The 15,461-nt window shown below is 57.7% G+C and carries 15 protein-coding genes and 1 pseudogene; 8 read left to right on the forward strand and 8 right to left on the reverse strand.

What is annotated here, in order from left to right:
- Positions 1-12: 12 nt before the first annotated feature.
- Positions 13-1,401, reverse strand: coding sequence for an MATE family efflux transporter (locus M3G15_RS04030; protein ID WP_009223507.1), 1,389 nt, complete (start codon positions 1,399-1,401; stop codon positions 13-15).
- 272 nt (positions 1,402-1,673) lie between these two features.
- Between M3G15_RS04030 and M3G15_RS04035 the strand changes: the two genes are divergently transcribed.
- The 4 genes from M3G15_RS04035 (at position 1,674) to M3G15_RS04050 (ending at position 6,394) form a co-directional block, all read left to right on the forward strand.
- A complete protein-coding gene (locus tag M3G15_RS04035) occupies positions 1,674-2,693 on the forward strand; it encodes an SDR family oxidoreductase (RefSeq protein WP_036644128.1) in 1,020 nt (339 codons plus the stop codon).
- A gap of 14 nt (positions 2,694-2,707) precedes the next feature.
- Entirely contained in the window at positions 2,708-3,856 is a 1,149-nt protein-coding gene (locus M3G15_RS04040) for a glycerate kinase (RefSeq protein ID WP_260070145.1), read from the forward strand.
- Positions 3,857-4,395: 539 nt separating this feature from the next.
- On the forward strand, positions 4,396-5,457 hold the full coding sequence (locus tag M3G15_RS04045; RefSeq protein WP_260070146.1) for an LLM class flavin-dependent oxidoreductase: 1,062 nt from the start codon (positions 4,396-4,398) through the stop codon (positions 5,455-5,457).
- A 220-nt stretch (positions 5,458-5,677) separates the two neighbouring features.
- Entirely contained in the window at positions 5,678-6,394 is a 717-nt protein-coding gene (locus tag M3G15_RS04050) for an ArsR/SmtB family transcription factor (RefSeq protein WP_232282219.1), read from the forward strand.
- A gap of 142 nt (positions 6,395-6,536) precedes the next feature.
- Here the strand turns inward: M3G15_RS04050 and M3G15_RS04055 are convergent, their stop codons facing one another.
- The 4 genes from M3G15_RS04055 to serS form a co-directional block, all read right to left on the reverse strand.
- Complete coding sequence (locus M3G15_RS04055; RefSeq protein WP_260070147.1) at positions 6,537-7,238, reverse strand: guanylate kinase; 702 nt, start codon at positions 7,236-7,238, stop codon at positions 6,537-6,539.
- 96 nt (positions 7,239-7,334) lie between these two features.
- Complete coding sequence (locus tag M3G15_RS04060) at positions 7,335-7,553, reverse strand: C40 family peptidase (protein ID WP_311202252.1); 219 nt, start codon at positions 7,551-7,553, stop codon at positions 7,335-7,337.
- Positions 7,517-7,672 carry an SH3 domain-containing protein gene (locus M3G15_RS04065; protein WP_260070148.1) on the reverse strand — a complete coding sequence of 52 codons (156 nt, stop codon included), beginning with the start codon at positions 7,670-7,672 and terminating at the stop codon, positions 7,517-7,519. Before M3G15_RS04065 ends, M3G15_RS04060 begins: the two co-directional genes overlap by 37 nt.
- A gap of 102 nt (positions 7,673-7,774) precedes the next feature.
- Complete coding sequence (serS, locus tag M3G15_RS04070) at positions 7,775-9,067, reverse strand: serine--tRNA ligase (RefSeq protein WP_260070149.1); 1,293 nt, start codon at positions 9,065-9,067, stop codon at positions 7,775-7,777.
- A gap of 313 nt (positions 9,068-9,380) precedes the next feature.
- Between serS and pcp the strand changes: the two genes are divergently transcribed.
- The gene (gene pcp, locus M3G15_RS04075; RefSeq protein ID WP_260070150.1) at positions 9,381-9,989 is read left to right on the forward strand and encodes a pyroglutamyl-peptidase I; all 609 of its coding nucleotides are present in this window, start codon (positions 9,381-9,383) and stop codon (positions 9,987-9,989) included.
- An 8-nt stretch (positions 9,990-9,997) separates the two neighbouring features.
- Here pcp and M3G15_RS04080 read toward each other — a convergent pair whose 3' ends face one another.
- Both M3G15_RS04080 and M3G15_RS04085 read right to left on the reverse strand, forming a co-directional pair.
- Positions 9,998-10,219, reverse strand: coding sequence for a hypothetical protein (locus M3G15_RS04080; RefSeq protein WP_260070151.1), 222 nt, complete (start codon positions 10,217-10,219; stop codon positions 9,998-10,000).
- 65 nt (positions 10,220-10,284) lie between these two features.
- Positions 10,285-10,716, reverse strand: a pseudogene (locus M3G15_RS04085) (helix-turn-helix domain-containing protein); the annotation flags it as partial.
- A 477-nt stretch (positions 10,717-11,193) separates the two neighbouring features.
- Here M3G15_RS04085 and M3G15_RS04090 point away from each other — a divergent pair.
- Positions 11,194-12,237: an agmatine deiminase family protein gene (locus tag M3G15_RS04090; protein WP_036644135.1), complete on the forward strand. Its 1,044-nt coding sequence runs from the start codon at positions 11,194-11,196 to the stop codon at positions 12,235-12,237.
- A gap of 29 nt (positions 12,238-12,266) precedes the next feature.
- Complete coding sequence (aguB, locus tag M3G15_RS04095; protein ID WP_009223518.1) at positions 12,267-13,145, forward strand: N-carbamoylputrescine amidase; 879 nt, start codon at positions 12,267-12,269, stop codon at positions 13,143-13,145.
- 89 nt (positions 13,146-13,234) lie between these two features.
- Here aguB and M3G15_RS04100 read toward each other — a convergent pair whose 3' ends face one another.
- Entirely contained in the window at positions 13,235-14,281 is a 1,047-nt protein-coding gene (locus M3G15_RS04100; RefSeq protein WP_260070152.1) for a hypothetical protein, read from the reverse strand.
- Positions 14,282-14,411: 130 nt separating this feature from the next.
- Here M3G15_RS04100 and M3G15_RS04105 point away from each other — a divergent pair, with 130 nt between their 5' ends.
- Positions 14,412-15,374 (forward strand): DMT family transporter, encoded by a 963-nt coding sequence (locus M3G15_RS04105; RefSeq protein WP_260070153.1) that lies wholly within the window; start codon positions 14,412-14,414, stop codon positions 15,372-15,374.
- The last annotated feature ends 87 nt before the right edge of the window (positions 15,375-15,461 follow it).

Consider the following 15,461-nt stretch of genomic DNA (forward strand, 5'->3'; position numbering starts at 1 on the left):
GCAGTTGGACATTCAAATCAGCTTATGCGCATACCACTTCTTCCCGCGGAAGCGCCAGAGGAAGATGGCCCCGCGCACGCCCCACTCGCTGCACATCGCCACCCAAACTCCGAGGATGCCGAAGCCAAGCGTGATGCCAAGAACGTAGCCGAGAATGACCCGGAACAGCCACATCGTCAGCATCGAAGTGATTGAGGTGAAGCGCGAGTCACCCGCCGCCCGCAAGGCGGATGGCAGAATGAAGCTGATCGGCCAGAGCGGAACCTGGGCGATGGAGCTCACCAGGAGCACGAGAAAGATGTCGCCAACGATATCGGACGGCGGCGAGAAGATGCTCACGAGCGGTCGGAACAACGGCAGCAAAATTAAGCTAATCAAGGCCAGCGATCCGGACCCCAGCCAGAGGAAGGACTTAATGAACTTCCGCGCATCACTAACGCTGCCGCTGCCAATACATTGGCCAACGACGGTGACAATCGTCAGCGAGAGGGCGCCGGCAGGAATTTGGAACACCCCGGCCAGGGAACCGCCAATCGCATTCGTTGCAATCGCATAGGTGCCAAGGCTGACAATAAACACCTGAGTCAGCAGCTTGCCGCCGTTAAAGAATAGCTGTTCGGCGGCGAACGGGATGCCAATGAAAAGAATTTTTCGCAGTATCTCAATCGGGAAGTGGAACAGGTCGATCAGATGCAGGTGAAGAGAAGCCTCCATTTTGAACAAATAATAAAGTGCACAGGCCGCACCGGCGAACCGGGCGATATTGATCGCTAGAGTCATCCCGAGAACGCCCATGTCCAGAAGCGTGATCAGCAAGAGGTTCAGCAATACGTACAGCAGGTTCATGATCAGGGAAAGGGTTAAGGACGCCCGAGTTTTACCGATGCCCCGAAGTGCGGAGCAGACGGCCTGAACGACGGCCAGCCCGACGTAGGAGATGCTGCTGCCGATCAGATAGACGCGAGCATTGTCCAATACATCGGCCGACGCGGCGCCGAACAGCAGCTTGAGCAGCGGATTGTGAAAGCCGATCAACAGCAGCCCAATTACGACGGCGAGCAGGGTTACCGCCGTAACCGTAGCCGCAGAAGCGCGGGAGACGTTACGGTCGTTGCGGCTGCCTTTGTATTGGGCGACCACCACGGTTCCCCCGGTCGCGACAGCGACAAACACGCTGATCAGGAAGATATTCAGCGAGTCCACGATGTTCACCGCGCTGACAGCGGCGACGCCGGACGAGCTGATCATGGCGGTATTGACCAGATTAAGGCCAACGATAAAAGCCTGATCGATTAGAATAGGCAGAAACAAGGCAAAGATCTGCCGATAGTCCATGGACTCGCCGGACAGATGCTTTTCGAGGAAGGCGTTATTTTGCAGACGCGAAAATAGGGGCTTCAATCGTCATCACATTCTTTTCTTTATAATTGGTAGATCAAGCCAACACATTAATCTTATTATCGGATAATTCGTAATCAGGCTAAAGCAACTAAGTAACTAACCCGGATATCGCCGGGCAGGGTTGAAGATACCATTTCCGAAGGAGCCATGTCAATGCATTTCAGCGATCCTTGTTGCGGGGGGAGTTGGCGAGACGGGGGACATTTGGAAATTGCGGTTAGAGGTGGTACGATGTAGGGGATTGGGTGAATTTGACTTGGGAGGGGATTATTTTGAAAGCGCTATTTATTGGAGGCACGGGAACGATCAGCTCGGCGATTACCCGACAATTGGCGGAGGACAGCTCCTGGGAGCTGTATCTGCTGAACCGGGGGACTCGCAATAAGGATTTGCCGCCGGGCGTACATGTCATTGAGGTTGATATTCATCAGGAAGCCGAGGTGGCGAAGAAGCTCGAAGGTTATACCTTTGATGTGGTGGCGGATTTCATCGCGTTTGAACCGGCGCAGCTGGAACGTGATGTGCGCTTGTTTGCCGGGAAGACAAAGCAGTTTATCTTCATTAGCTCGGCTTCGGCGTATCAAACCCCTTTGTCGGATTACAGAATCACTGAAGGGACGCCGCTGTCCAATCCATATTGGGCCTACTCCCGCAACAAAATTGCCTGCGAGGAATATTTGATGAAGGAGTATCGCGAGAACGGCTTCCCCATCACGATCGTGCGGCCGAGCCACACTTATGATGAGCGTTCGATCCCGCTGGGTGTTCACGGCAACAAGGGGTCCTGGCAAGTGGCCCAGCGGATGCTGTTGAACAAGCCCGTTCTGATTCATGGGGACGGTTCGTCGCTGTGGACGTTAACGCATAACAGCGATTTTGCCAAAGGCTTTATCGGGCTGATGGGCAACGTTCATGCGATAGGAGAGTCGGTGCATATTACATCGGACGAAAGCGTGACCTGGAACCAAATTTACGAAATCATTGCGGATGCGCTGGGCGTGAAGCTGCGCGCGGTGCATGTCGCTTCTGAATTTTTGGCGGAGAACGGCCCGTACGACTTCCGCGGCGGACTGCTGGGTGACAAGGCCAATACGGTTGTCTTTGACAATAGCAAGCTGAAGCGGCTCGTGCCTGGCTTTACAGCTACGGTTCGCGTGGATCAGGGGATTCGGCGAACGGTAGAGCATATTCTGGCGCACCCTGAGCTTCAAGTGGCTGACCCTGAATTCGACGCCTGGTGCGACCGCGTGGTCGGGGCGATGGAAGCCGCCGCGAAGTTCATGAAGGAATAGGCGAGAGGCCATCGATGAGTATCGTACGTCAACCTACGTTCGTGTTGGCGCCGGATTCGTTTAAGGAGAGCATGACCGCCAAGGAAGTGTGTGAGGCTATGGAAAAAGGGCTTCGCAAAGCGTTCCCCGATGCGCATTACGTCCACATCCCGATGGCCGATGGCGGGGAAGGAACCGTTCAAGCCTTGGTTGACGCCACGGGCGGCAGGCTGTGCTCGCTGGAGGTGACGGGCCCGCTGGGGGAGCCGGTCCTGGCACAGTACGGCCTGCTGGGCGACGGGGAGACAGCGGCCATTGAGATGGCCTCGGCCAGCGGGCTCCACCTGGTGCCGCCGGATCGGCGCAATCCGCTGCAGACCACGACGTACGGCACCGGCGAGTTGATCTACGCCTGCCTGGATCAAGGCGTGCGCCGGATCATCGTCGGCCTGGGCGGCAGCGCGACGAACGACGGCGGCGCCGGCATGGCCGAGGCGCTGGGCGCGCGCTTCCTGGACGCGGCGGGCCGGCCGTTGGCGCGCGGCGGAGGCCGCCTCGGGGAGCTGGCGCGGATCGACGTGTCCGCGCTGGATCCCCGCCTGCAGCAGGCGCGCCTGATCGTGGCCTGCGACGTCGACAACCCGCTCTGCGGCGAGCGTGGCGCGTCCCGGGTGTTCGGGCCGCAGAAGGGCGCCACCGCCGCAATGGCGGAGCAGCTGGACGCCGCGCTCGCGCATTACGCGGAGGTGGCGCGGCGGCAGCTGGGCCGGGACGTGCGTGACGTCCCTGGCGCAGGGGCAGCCGGCGGGTTAGGCGCCGGGCTGTTGCTCTTTACGCAGGCCGAACTGCGCAGGGGCGTCGAGATCGTGCTCGACTTTACCGGCCTGCGGGAGAAGATGGCGGCGGCGGACGTGGTGTTCACCGGCGAGGGCGGCATCGACTTCCAAACGAAGTTTGGGAAGGTGCCCTACGGTGTCGCCCGAATCGCCAAGGCTGCCGGCAAGCGCGTGATCGCGATCGCCGGGACGATCGGCGACGGCGCAGACGCGCTTTACGCCGAAGGGATCGACGCGATCTTCGGCATCGCCCCCGGCGCGGCCGCCCTGCCGCAGCTGCTCGCTGACGGGCCGCGCAACGTGGAGCGCGCCTGCGAAAACATCGGCCGCCTGCTGCGGCTTGGCTGATGAGTGCACGGGCAGCGTCGTCGCGGCCTGCGGGGACGTATGCCGTCTACTCTCTTTGGACCATTATCCCGTTGCATCAGGGGATGGAGAAGATATCCATTCCCCGTTTCTGAACGAAAGGGATAATCGTGCAAAGAGGCGCGAGAAGAACCTTCATGCCGCCGCCCCCGCGCAGCAGCTCAAAGGGGAGAAATGTTGTATGGCCTACCTACAACATTTCTCCCTTTTTTAATATTTCGAGGTTGGAGGGGATACCAATGCAATCCGCTCTTTTTGACGATTATCCCGTTGCATCAGGGTGGAGAAATCCAACCTCCACTTCTGAATGAAAGGGATAGTGGTGTAAAGAGGAACAAAAGGGATAATCATGCAAAGAGGCGTAAGAAGGGGCATCCCCCAGGCTCCTCCAAAGGCTCCTACAAATACAGCTCAACCAGCTAGTGGACGAGTTCAGCAGTTTTTCTTTTGCTCTAATAAAAAAAGTATAGTAAAATACAAAAATATAGTTAATAAACGAAGACGAAGCGGAGGAACGAAACATGGAAATCGGGATCAGCACGTTTGTGGAGACGACGCCGGATGTTGTCACGGGTGAAACGATCAGTCATGCGCAGCGGTTGCGCGAGGTGGTAGAGGAGATCGTCCTGGCCGACAAAGTCGGATTGGACGTGTTTGGCGTAGGGGAGCATCACCGCCAGGATTATGCGGCTTCCTCGCCTGCGATGGTGTTAGCTGCAGCTGCTCCGCAGACGACGCGTATCCGGCTGACCAGCGCCGTAACCGTGCTGTCTTCCGATGATCCGGTCCGCGTGTTCCAGGACTTCGCGACGCTGGATGGCCTCTCAAACGGGCGCGCGGAGATTATGGCTGGGCGGGGCTCTTTTATTGAGTCGTTCCCGCTGTTTGGATACGATTTGAACGATTACGAGGAATTGTTTGAAGAGAAGCTGGATCTGCTGCTCAAGCTGCGCGAGTCGGAAAAAGTAACCTGGCAAGGCAAGCACCGTCCAGCGATCAACAATCTAGGCGTCTATCCGCGTCCTGTACAAAACCCGCTCCCGGTCTGGATCGGCAGCGGCGGCAATACCGAATCCGCCATTCGAGCCGGTGTGCTTGGTTTGCCGCTGGTGCTGGCGATCATTGGCGGCCGGCCGACTCAATTTGCGCCGCTTGTTAAGATTTACAAGCGTGCTGCAGCCCAAGCCGGGCATGATGTCTCGAAGCTGACCGTGGCTTCCCATTCGCACGGCTTTGTCGCCGATCGGAATGATGTGGCCGTAGAGAAGTTCTTCCCTTCGACGCAGGCGGTGATGAACATCATCGGGCGCGAACGCGGCTGGGGCCATTACAGTCGAGCTACCTACGATTCGGCTCGCAGCCTGGAAGGTGCGCTGTACGTCGGCGATCCGGAGACCGTGGCAAATAAGATCATTTACTTGCGCAAAAATGTCGGCATCACCCGCTTCTTCCTGCATTGTCCGCTTGGCACCATGCCGCATGAGGATGTGATGCGGGCCATCGAGCTTCTCGGTACGGAGGTTGCGCCGCGCGTCCGCGAGGAAGTTGCGCGCTGGGAAGCCGAGGGCGGAGATCTTCAGTAAGATCATTAGTAAAGGGGCTAGAGGATAACGGCTGCATTCCCCCCCTCGTACCTCCGCCCGAAACGTCCTCCCCAGCGGCTCCCCGAGCCCGAAGTAGTTCGAAGAATACAAACGAGTTCCCTCCCTGGTTTTCAGTGGCTTCTCGCTCATTGTATAATGGGAACATTACAATGAGGATCGAAATATGGATGACATCCTCAAAAAGGAGGAATCAATCGCCATGAGAGTTGCATCCATGCCTACACAAGCGGCGGTTATCGCCTCGCTCGTCAGCGACCCCAGCCGGTCGGCGATGCTGACGGCCATGCTGGACGGAAGATATCACGCGGCCGGTGAGCTGGCCCGGATGGCCGGGATTCAGGCGCAAACCGCCAGTTTTCATTTGGCCAAGCTGACGGAGGCCGGATTAGTTGCCGTCGAAAAACAAGGCCGTCACCGCTACTACGGGATTGCAAGCCCGGAAGTCGCCCGGGTGTTGGAATCGTTGTTGTCGATTGCACCGCCGGCCCCGGTCCAATCCTTGCGACAGGCGACGGAGGACCAGGCGCTGCGGTATGCCCGAACCTGCTATGATCATTTGGCAGGGAATCTCGGTGTTCGCCTGACGCAAAGCTTGGTGCGCGCTGGGATCCTTGCCGAAGGAGACGGCGTATTTGAAGTTACCGCAGAGGGCGAAGCCTTGCTGAACCGATTTGGAGTCGATATCGACCGAGCGAAGAGCAAGCGCCGTTCTTTTTCTCATAAATGCCTGGATTGGAGCGAACGCCAACATCACCTGGCCGGGGCGCTTGGCAACGTGATCTTGGAACGGCTGCTGGAGCTGGGGTGGGTGGAACGAAGTCCGCAGAGCCGGGCCGTTAAGCTGACCGCGAAAGGGCGGGCAGGGTTAAAAGAAACCTTTGCTCTAGATATGGACACAGAGGAAGGGATCGGCTAACGCATACAAGCCGGTACAGGCGGTACCGGCTTAGTCGTTCCAAAGGACCCTCGATGCTGGCTTATTTTATCCGCCTAACTAGGCTCCACGCATCAAAAAACGGGCTGCCCAGCCGTATTCGGCCGAGACAACCCGCTTCTGTTTAGATTTTGTCCTGCAAAAAAACCTTAATCTTCGCCAGCGTCTCGGCGGGATCGATGTTTTGCAGTAGATAGTCGGATTCCTTCTTGTAAATCACCTGCTCGGAGTAGTTCCTTAAATACTCTTCGACGACCTCGGGTGGCGCCCCTTCCCGTTCCTCGCGCAGTCGAATGTCCTCCTTCGTCACGTAGAGGAAAATCCGAATCGCCTGCGGGCCAAACCGTTTCCGCAGCGTCTGCATGCCTTCATGATTCACGACGACGACCGCCGCGCCATACTGCTCCAGCGCTTCGCTTAGATCGCGCTCCGCGATGCCGTAGCTGCCTCGCTCCAAGCGAACGCTTTGGCTGAACTCCTGTCGGCTGGCCATCGCCTGAAAGTCCGCTTCCGCAATAAAACGGTAGTGCTCGCCGTCCCGTTCCCCCGTACGTATAGCACGGGTTGTATAAGGCAGCACATAAGGAAGGCCCAGGTCAGTGCTCAGCTGCTTGGCGATGCTCTTGCGGCCGGAGCCGCTTGTCCCGGTAATAATGATGACCTTGGGCTGCGGGGGGAGATCATCCGTCAGGGGCGCGTCAGCTTGGGTTGCCGCGGCGGCTTCGCTGCGGGCAGGATCAGAGGTTGCTTTCGAGCCTTTCAGCCATTTCCACATCGCGTCTCCATGCGCCTTATCCGGCTTAATTAGTTTGTACGTCGCCGGCAAAACCGCACGGATTCACCTCCTTTGCCAACTCTTTAATTATTATGTCGGCAAACCCGGAGGAAAACTGAATGTACTCGATCTAGAACCAGCAGACGTCTAGAGCACCCGCCGCGCGGTCACAAACCGCTTTTTCCACTGGCCGTCAAACGCTTCGATATGGACGCCTTTCTCTTTGGAGTAGGTGTGCAAAATTTGATTATCCCCGATGTAAATGCCAACATGGCCGATGTCCAGCCCGCGTGCGCTGAAGAACAGCAGATCCCCTTTGCGCAGTTCGTCTAGACTAACCTCCTTGCCCTCTTTGGCTTGGCGGATACATAACCGGAGCGCCCGTCGGGGGTACGCACCTCCAGCCAGAGCGCGCTGGCCTCACGAACGACATGCAGCTTGCTGCCGGCAGGAAGCAGTTCCTCGCTGACCGTAGCGCTGCTCACATCCTGTATAGCATGGTTTCGTCATCATAAATCACCTATTTTCTGGATGGATTTATATAGTTGGACGAAACCCAAGCGGATTTGTTTTGTGGAAAATGTTACCTATCCCTGCAGGTCCAATGGTGTCAGGCGTTCTAGTCCATTCATATATTTACGAAGCGCCAGCGGAATCCGGATGCTGCCGTCTTCTTCCTGATGATTTTCCAGCAGCGGGATCAAGATTCGCGGCGAGGCCACCATGGTATTGTTTAATGTGTAGCAATATTGCAGCTTACCGTTGCGGTCCTTGAAGCGGATGTTCGAACGCCGTGCCTGAAAATCCAATAGCTGCGATGACGAATGGGTCTCCCCGTAAGCGCCGCGGCTAGGCATCCACGTTTCGATGTCGTATTGTTTATACGTTTTTTGCGACATGTCGCCGGTACATACCGCCATCACCCGGTAAGGCAGCTCCAGCAGCTGAAGCATCTCTTCGGCGTTTTGGGTGATTTCCTGAAACAGCTGCTCCGACAGATCCAGATTGTTTTCACAGAGCACCACTTGCTCGACCTTCGAGAACTGATGCACGCGGTATAAGCCATGCACATCTCGGCCTGCCGAGCCGACTTCGCTGCGGAAGCATAACGAGGCCGCTGCAAGCTTGATCGGCTGGGTGAGTTCAACGATTTCGCGGTCGTAATACGACACGAGCGGAACCTCGGCGGTGCCGACCAGCCAGCGGTCGTCCTCCGCCATCCGATACGTCTGATCCGCACCCAGCGGGAAGAACCCGGTGTTCACGAGCGCCTCCGAGCGCACCATTAACGGGACCTCCAGCAGGGTGAAGCCTTTGGCTGCGAGGAGATCCATCGCGAGCTGCTGCACCGCCCGGTGGAGCAGGACTCCTGCGCCGCTCAGGTAGTAGTTGCGTGCGCCAGCCGTTTTGACTCCGCGCGGGATGTCGATCATCCGGTGGAGCTCGCCTAAAGCGACGTGGTCACGCGGTGTAAATTCAAATGTTGGAGGTGCGCCGACCCGCTTCACCTCAACATTGTCGAGATCCGACCGGCCCTTGGGCGTATCGGGAGAGACCCGGTTAGGGACGAGCAGCATCAGTCGTCGATACTCGTGTTCGGCTTCCTCCAGCTCTTTCTCCAATCCGTTCAACCGCCGGTTCAGCTGCTTGACTTCGTCTTTTAATGCGGCGGCGGCCTCCGGCTCTTGCTCCCGAATTAGTGCCTCTATTTGCGGCGTCAGCCGGTTGCGCTCCTGGCGCAGCCGCTCCGTCTCCTGCAGCAACGCCCGGCGTTGGTCGTCCCAGCGCAAGAGCTCGGGAACCGACAACTCGATGCCCTTTTCCTCCGCCACCGTTTGAACCTGTTCTTGATGCTCCCGAATCCATTTGATGTCTAACATAGGTGATCCGCTCCTTTTTTCGATATGAATACAAAAAAGCGCCCTTCGTCCGATTGGGACGAGGAGCGCTTATCGACTCGCGGTGCCACCCAAATTGATCAAACCGGCAGGTCCGGTTCAATCCCCTTTAGTTCCGCGGTAACGGGCGGACCCGGTTAGCTTAGGGGGAAGGGCTTACGCATTTAACGCGATGTTCCCCTTGACGAAAACGCCTCCGAGTTGGATGCTCTTCATAGGCATGATTCCGAGATTTGATTTGTTTAGCAGTATAACGTAAGCGACCATCGGTTATCAAGAGGGAGAGGAAGATCCAATGAAAAAATTATTGCTTACCGGCTTCGAACCCTTTGGCGGCGAACCCGTCAATCCGGCGGTTGAAGCGGTGCGCCGGCTGCAGGGCCGTGTGATCGGCTCCTTTGAGATTGTAGGTCTGGAGCTGCCCACAGTGTTCGGACAATCCACCGAGCGACTGCTGACCGCCATCCAGCAATACGAACCCGAGGTGGTAATCGCGTTGGGACAGGCCGGCGGCCGAGAGGGGATTTCGTTCGAACGGATCGCCGTCAACTTAAACGACGCCAACATCGCCGACAATGCCGGATACCAGCCGGTTGACGAGCCGGTCGTGCCAGTGGGCCCGCCGGCTTATTGGACCACGCTGCCGGTCAAGCGCATGGTCGACCGTCTACGGGGCGAGGGGATTCCCGCGTCGCTTTCGCTTTCGGCCGGTACCTTCGTGTGCAACCACCTTTTTTACGGGCTGATGCACCACCTCGCCGTCAGCGGGAAGTCAATCCGCGGCGGGTTCATCCATGTCCCTTACCTGCCGGAGCAAGCGGAACGGCATCCCGGCGCCCCCAGCATGTCGCTGGAACAGCTGGTTATCGGCTTGGAACGGGCGATCGAAGTGTTGGGGGAGTAACGTTTAGATCACCCTCTGCGTTTACGGCCGTGTTTCTTATGGCGTCCGCGACCGTACTTGTTCGCAGCCACGCTGCCGCTGCCGCCGCCGACGGCGTGCTGCTGGCGCGTCCCGGGGCTGCTGATGGCGGAGTTGGTGCCGCCCGTGCTATATCGTCCGCCGCCGCTGGCCACCTGCGTGGCGGCGGCGCTTTGCTGGCCGCGGGGCAGCTTGACAACTTGGTCGTTCACCACGATCACGACCTCCTTGCCGCGGTGGATCAAGCCTCGCCCATCGCGTTGGCTTCTGTGGTACCACCCAGGCGGGTTGGCGCAGCCCCCATCATGCGGGAGAACGCATCCCGGAAGCCGCTGCTCGATTCATATCCCGTGGAGAGCTGAGCATCGATGACCGGCCGGCCAGCGCGAATGTTCCCCAGGGCTAGTCCCATGCGCCGGGCACGGGCGTATTCCACGAAGGTCATGCCGAAGCGCTTCTTGAATTGGCGGCGCGCTGTGGACGCATCGACGGAGAGCTGCCGAAAATCCTCGTCCCTCCAGCGCTTCTCCGGATTCGCTTCTACAGCTTCCACCAGCATGCGGACCCAATCAGACACGTGGTTTGGATGGGACAACGGGCGGCAGAAGACGCCGGTCGTTTTAACGCCGACGTAAAAGACTCCTTCATACTCCGAGTTTTTCTCCAGCAACGCTTGATAATATTCTTCTTTTCGCTCAGCGGGAATCATGCGGGACGAAAGCCTCCTTGACGTGTTGATTGATGCCCCCATTATAGCGCTTGCGACGAGACGATGTCGCCGAAAATCAGGCATTGATTTTTCGGACAACACTTCCATTTGTAGGCGCGGAAAATTTGTTATATGATATCATGGTAAATTGGGTGAACGCGCTAGAATTTCAGGGTAATCCGCAAGTCTAACGCTTGCCGCAGCGCTTAAGTCGGCTCAAATCGCTGAGATACCATTTTAACGCTGCTCACCGCGCTTAAATCCGATTTTTCGAGCCGGAATCAAGCGGTTTGATGAAAATAGCGATCCACAGCATCGTTAGAAATTGAACAACGCGAAAATCCGTCCAATAGCGTTTCTCATCCGCGTTAGGGCATGGGAAGCAGCACCCATGGGGGCATCTCATGGAGAAGCAGCGATGAGGACAGTCCCGGATTTAGCTCGAAAACGATAAATTATTTTTTAGTGGAGGAAACGATGTATCCAAAAGATTTGAACTATAAAATGCCGGCCGAATGGGCGCCGCATGAACGTACTTTTATCTCCTGGCCGGTGCAGGCGTCGATGGTCTATCCGGATCGGTATGCCGAGGTATGCGACGGATATGCCGAATTTATTACGGCGATTGCTGAGTTTGAACCGATCACCGTGGTTGTGAATCCGAACGATTTACCTCAGGTGAAGGCTCGCTTTGCGCAGGATCCGAACACGGAACGGATCTCTTTTATGCCGATCGAGCATAACGACGCCTGGCTGCGTGACAACGGCCCGACGTTCCTCGTGAATCCGGAAGGCGAGCTGGCCGGGGTCAACTGGCGCTTTAACGCTTGGGGCGGCAAATATTCGCCATGGGATCTGGACGATGCGGTAGCGCCGCAAATTCTGGAAGCCCTGAACGTCAAGCGGTTTGATGCCCCGCTGGTGCTGGAGGGCGGATCCATCCATACGGACGGGGAAGGTACGCTGCTGACGACCGAGGAGTGCTTGTTAAACGAGAACCGGAATCCGCAGCTGAGCCGGGAAGAAATTGAGGCCGCTGTGAAAAACTATGTTAACGTCGACCAAATCATCTGGTTGAAACGCGGTCTAGACGGGGATGAAACGGACGGTCACATTGACAACGTGGCCTGCTTCGCCGCACCGGGTAAGGTCATTTTGCAGGTATGCGATGATCCAAGCGACGAGAACTATGCCATCACCCAGGAAAATATCGCCATCCTCAGCGCAGCAACGGACGCCCAAGGCCGCAAGCTGGAGATCATCCCGATCCCGCAGCCGCCGAAGGCTTTTTATGAGGATAGCCGGCTGACGCTGAGCTATTTGAATTTCTATTTCGTCAATGGCGGCATCATCTTGCCGATCTTTGGCGGCGCAGCGGAGGCAACCGACCGCAAGGCCATTCAGGTGCTGAGCGACACCTTCCCGGATCGCAAGATCCGCACCGTCGACGGGATGGCGATCATCCGTGAAGGCGGCAACGTCCACTGCACAACGCAGCAAATGGCGGCAAGACGCGCATAAACGAGAATGAAGGAGGTTCGACCAACGACATGAGAAACGTAAAAGTTGCGGCTACGCAAATGAGCTGTTCATCCAATAAAGAAGAAAATATCGCAAAGGCGGATCGACTGGTCCGGGAAGCGGCCCGGCAGGGGGCACAAATTATTTTGTTGCAGGAGCTGTTTGAAACGCCGTATTTTTGCCAAAAAGAAAAGTCTGACTACTACGTCTACGCAACTGAACTGGAGGAGAATGCCGCGATTCAGCACTTCCGCAAGGTCGCCAAGGAGCTGGAAGTGGTTCTGCCGATCAGCTTCTATGAGAAAAAAAACAACGCACGCTACAACTCGCTGGCGGTGATTGACGCGGACGGCGAAGTGCTTGGCCTTTACCGCAAAAGCCATATCCCGGACGGCCCGGGGTATGAGGAGAAATTTTATTTTAATCCGGGAGACACCGGGTTTAAAGTGTGGAAGACGCGTTATGCCAAAATCGGCGTTGGCGTATGCTGGGATCAGTGGTATCCGGAAGCTGCCCGCTGCATGGCGCTGATGGGCGCCGAGCTGCTGTTCTATCCGACGGCGATTGGTTCGGAGCCGCAGGACAGCTCGATCGACTCCAAGGATCACTGGCAGATGTGCATGCTTGGACATGCCGCTTCCAACCTGGTGCCGGTGATCGCCTCGAACCGCGTTGGCGTTGAGTCCGACGAGGATTCGAGCATCACGTTCTATGGCTCGTCCTTTATCGCCGGGCCGCAGGGCAACAAAGTTGCAGAAGCCAACCGTACGGAGGAGACGGTGCTGGTAGCGGAATTTGACCTCGATCAGCTGGAGATCCAGCGTATTGAGTGGGGGATTTTCCGCGACCGCCGGCCGGACCTCTACAAAATCATTACCTCTTACGACGGCGAGCTTCGCATCGACTAAACCACATAAGCAACGCTAGATGAGATAGCCCCCAATTGCATCGTACTTTGTGATTGGGGGCTTATTGCTGATGTGTCGGGTTCGGCGAGTCAAGCCGAGCCGGGTTTGATAGCGGGGTTGGCGTCCACGATGGCCTGCGCAACGGCCATGAGGCGGGGGAGATAGCGGAGCACCTCATCTGCTCGCTGCAGTAAGGCCGCCGTGGTTCCGACGCCAAGGTCGGCCAGCAAGGCGTGGAAATCCGGGGCGAGCCGCTCCCCTTCCTCCGGTGCGTCGGCTGCCAGCATCTTATGGCAACGCGCAAACGTGGCGGTGATCCAGAACACCGCCTCTTGATGGCGGCCGCGCTCAATCAGCTCGCGGCTGCCGTCAATGGCGACCGAACGCGCGCCGGGTGTGATGTCGCTTAAGAAGGGGAACGGCGTGGCAACCCGCGCTGCCGCCGTGTCATACGTACGCTCCAGCGCCTTCAAATGCTCCTCCGTCCTTTGGGCGGTGAGCTGTGAGCAACCCAGGAGCGGCAGCAGTTCGGCATAGGTCTCGCTATGCCCATACGCCTCGAGCACCTCGCGGGCCGCTAGGTAACGAAGCCGTATGGTGGGGTTGCGAAGGGCCGCGGTCAGCAGCACATGGGTTGTCACCCCGGTTGGGAACAACCATCCTAAGACTTGGTCCTGCCGCGGCGCCTCGGGATCGATGCTGCGGAGCCCGCGTTCGATCCGATCGTGCGCATGCTTGCAGCGCCGCAGGACCCAAGGCTTCTCGGCGAAGCGGGGGGCCACTTCCGCTTGCAGCCGGCGTAGCCGCCCCGTAGGGTCGGCGATGATCGTATCCGTCCGGAAGCTCCCGGCCAGATGATAATCTGATAGTACCGCTTCCGCCGATGCCAGCTGGCTCCAGGACAGGTAGGTTGCTTCAAGTAATGCTTGCTCGTAACGGAATTTTCCCAGTTTCGGCGGAGGCTCTGTCGGCTGAGTTACAACGATCAGATCGATGTCGGAGCTTTCCGGCAGATCTGCTTCTCCCGGTAATCCCACCGTGGAGCCGCTGAAGTAAGCACCTAGGAAACCGGCTTCCCGGCTGGCATGTTGGTCGACCCATCGGGCGGCAGCCTTTCGAGCTTCCTCGACTTTCATCCATACCTCCTCAAATTTGCAGGCATGCTTCGATGAACATCGAGGCATCCTCGTGATACAATCAAGATCATTAGAGATCCGGGTTACGTTATTAGATATGCCCGAGAGATCCTAGAAAGAAGGGATAAGAGTGGGACGTACGCTGTATTTTGCCTTAATTATGCTTAGTTTAATTTGGGGCGGTTCGTTTTTCTTCATCAAAATCCTGCTGCCCGACTTCGGCCCCTGGACCGTAGCGTTCCTGCGATCTGCCTTCGGGCTGGCAACGATTACGGGCGTCATGCTCGTCTTGCGCAAGCCGTTTGGGTTCCGCTCGATTCCTTGGCTGGCGATGGTCATCATGGCGCTGATCAACACGGCGATTCCGTGGGCGTTGATCGGCTTCAGCGAGACGCGGCTGACGAGCAGCCTGGCGTCGGTGCTCAACGCCACGACTCCGCTGTGGACTCTGGTGGTAGGCGTCATCTTCTTTCGCGTTGCCACGAGCCGGATGCAGTGGGCCGGGATGGGAATCGCTTTCCTCGGCTTGCTCGTACTTGTAGGCGTCAGCCCAACTTCGCTTGCCTCGGTAGACATGCTTGGGTTCGCCTGCATGCTGGCGGCAACGTTGTGTTATGCCGTCGGCACGCACCTGTCCAAGCGCCTGTCCGGCGGGTTGTCGATGTATCAGGTGACCTTCGGCACCTTGATCAGCGCGATGGGCGGCAGCGGTCTTATGGCGCTGATCGCCGAGCGGGACTCGCTGGCCCCGCTGGCTAAGCTCCCTACGCTTGGCGCGGTGATCGGGCTGGGCGTGTTTGGCTCGGGGGTGGCGTATATTTTGTTCTACTTTATGGTCCAAAAAGGAACCCCGCAATTCGCCACCACCGTCACGTATCTCGTTCCGGCGAGCGCGATTATTTGGGGGTTCACGCTGCTGAACGAGCCGGTGAGCTGGCGCTTGCTGGTCGGGCTGGTGTTCATCCTCGGCGGGGTGTACTTGGCGAACCGAAGCGGCTCGGGCAGTGCCGGGCAGGAGGCCAAACGCCAGGAGCTGCCGGTGGTCTCCGACCCGGATGCAGCAAGCATCCCTGATGTACCGCGATCTTTATGAAGGAGGAGAAGCGATGCTGCATGTGGTGAACGGTCTTGGCTGCGTTGAGCAAACGGTGTTGGAACTGGTCGCGCAAGGAGCCGAATA

This window comes from Paenibacillus sp. p3-SID1389 (genome assembly GCF_025151705.1).
Classification (GTDB): Bacteria; Bacillota; Bacilli; order Paenibacillales; family Paenibacillaceae; genus Fontibacillus; species Fontibacillus phoenicis.

What these genes read in the sequence shown, in the direction of transcription:
- M3G15_RS04040 (WP_260070145.1), top strand. Translation starts at nt 2,708, where the DNA reads ATGAGTATCGTACGTCAACCTACGTTCGTGTTGGCGCCGGATTCGTTT.
- M3G15_RS04045 (WP_260070146.1), top strand. Translation starts at nt 4,396, where the DNA reads ATGGAAATCGGGATCAGCACGTTTGTGGAGACGACGCCGGATGTTGTC.
- M3G15_RS04050 (WP_232282219.1), top strand. Translation starts at nt 5,678, where the DNA reads ATGAGAGTTGCATCCATGCCTACACAAGCGGCGGTTATCGCCTCGCTC.
- serS (WP_260070149.1), bottom strand. Translation starts at nt 9,067, where the DNA reads ATGTTAGACATCAAATGGATTCGGGAGCATCAAGAACAGGTTCAAACG.
- pcp (WP_260070150.1), top strand. Translation starts at nt 9,381, where the DNA reads ATGAAAAAATTATTGCTTACCGGCTTCGAACCCTTTGGCGGCGAACCC.
- M3G15_RS04090 (WP_036644135.1), top strand. Translation starts at nt 11,194, where the DNA reads ATGTATCCAAAAGATTTGAACTATAAAATGCCGGCCGAATGGGCGCCG.
- aguB (WP_009223518.1), top strand. Translation starts at nt 12,267, where the DNA reads ATGAGAAACGTAAAAGTTGCGGCTACGCAAATGAGCTGTTCATCCAAT.
- M3G15_RS04100 (WP_260070152.1), bottom strand. Translation starts at nt 14,281, where the DNA reads ATGAAAGTCGAGGAAGCTCGAAAGGCTGCCGCCCGATGGGTCGACCAA.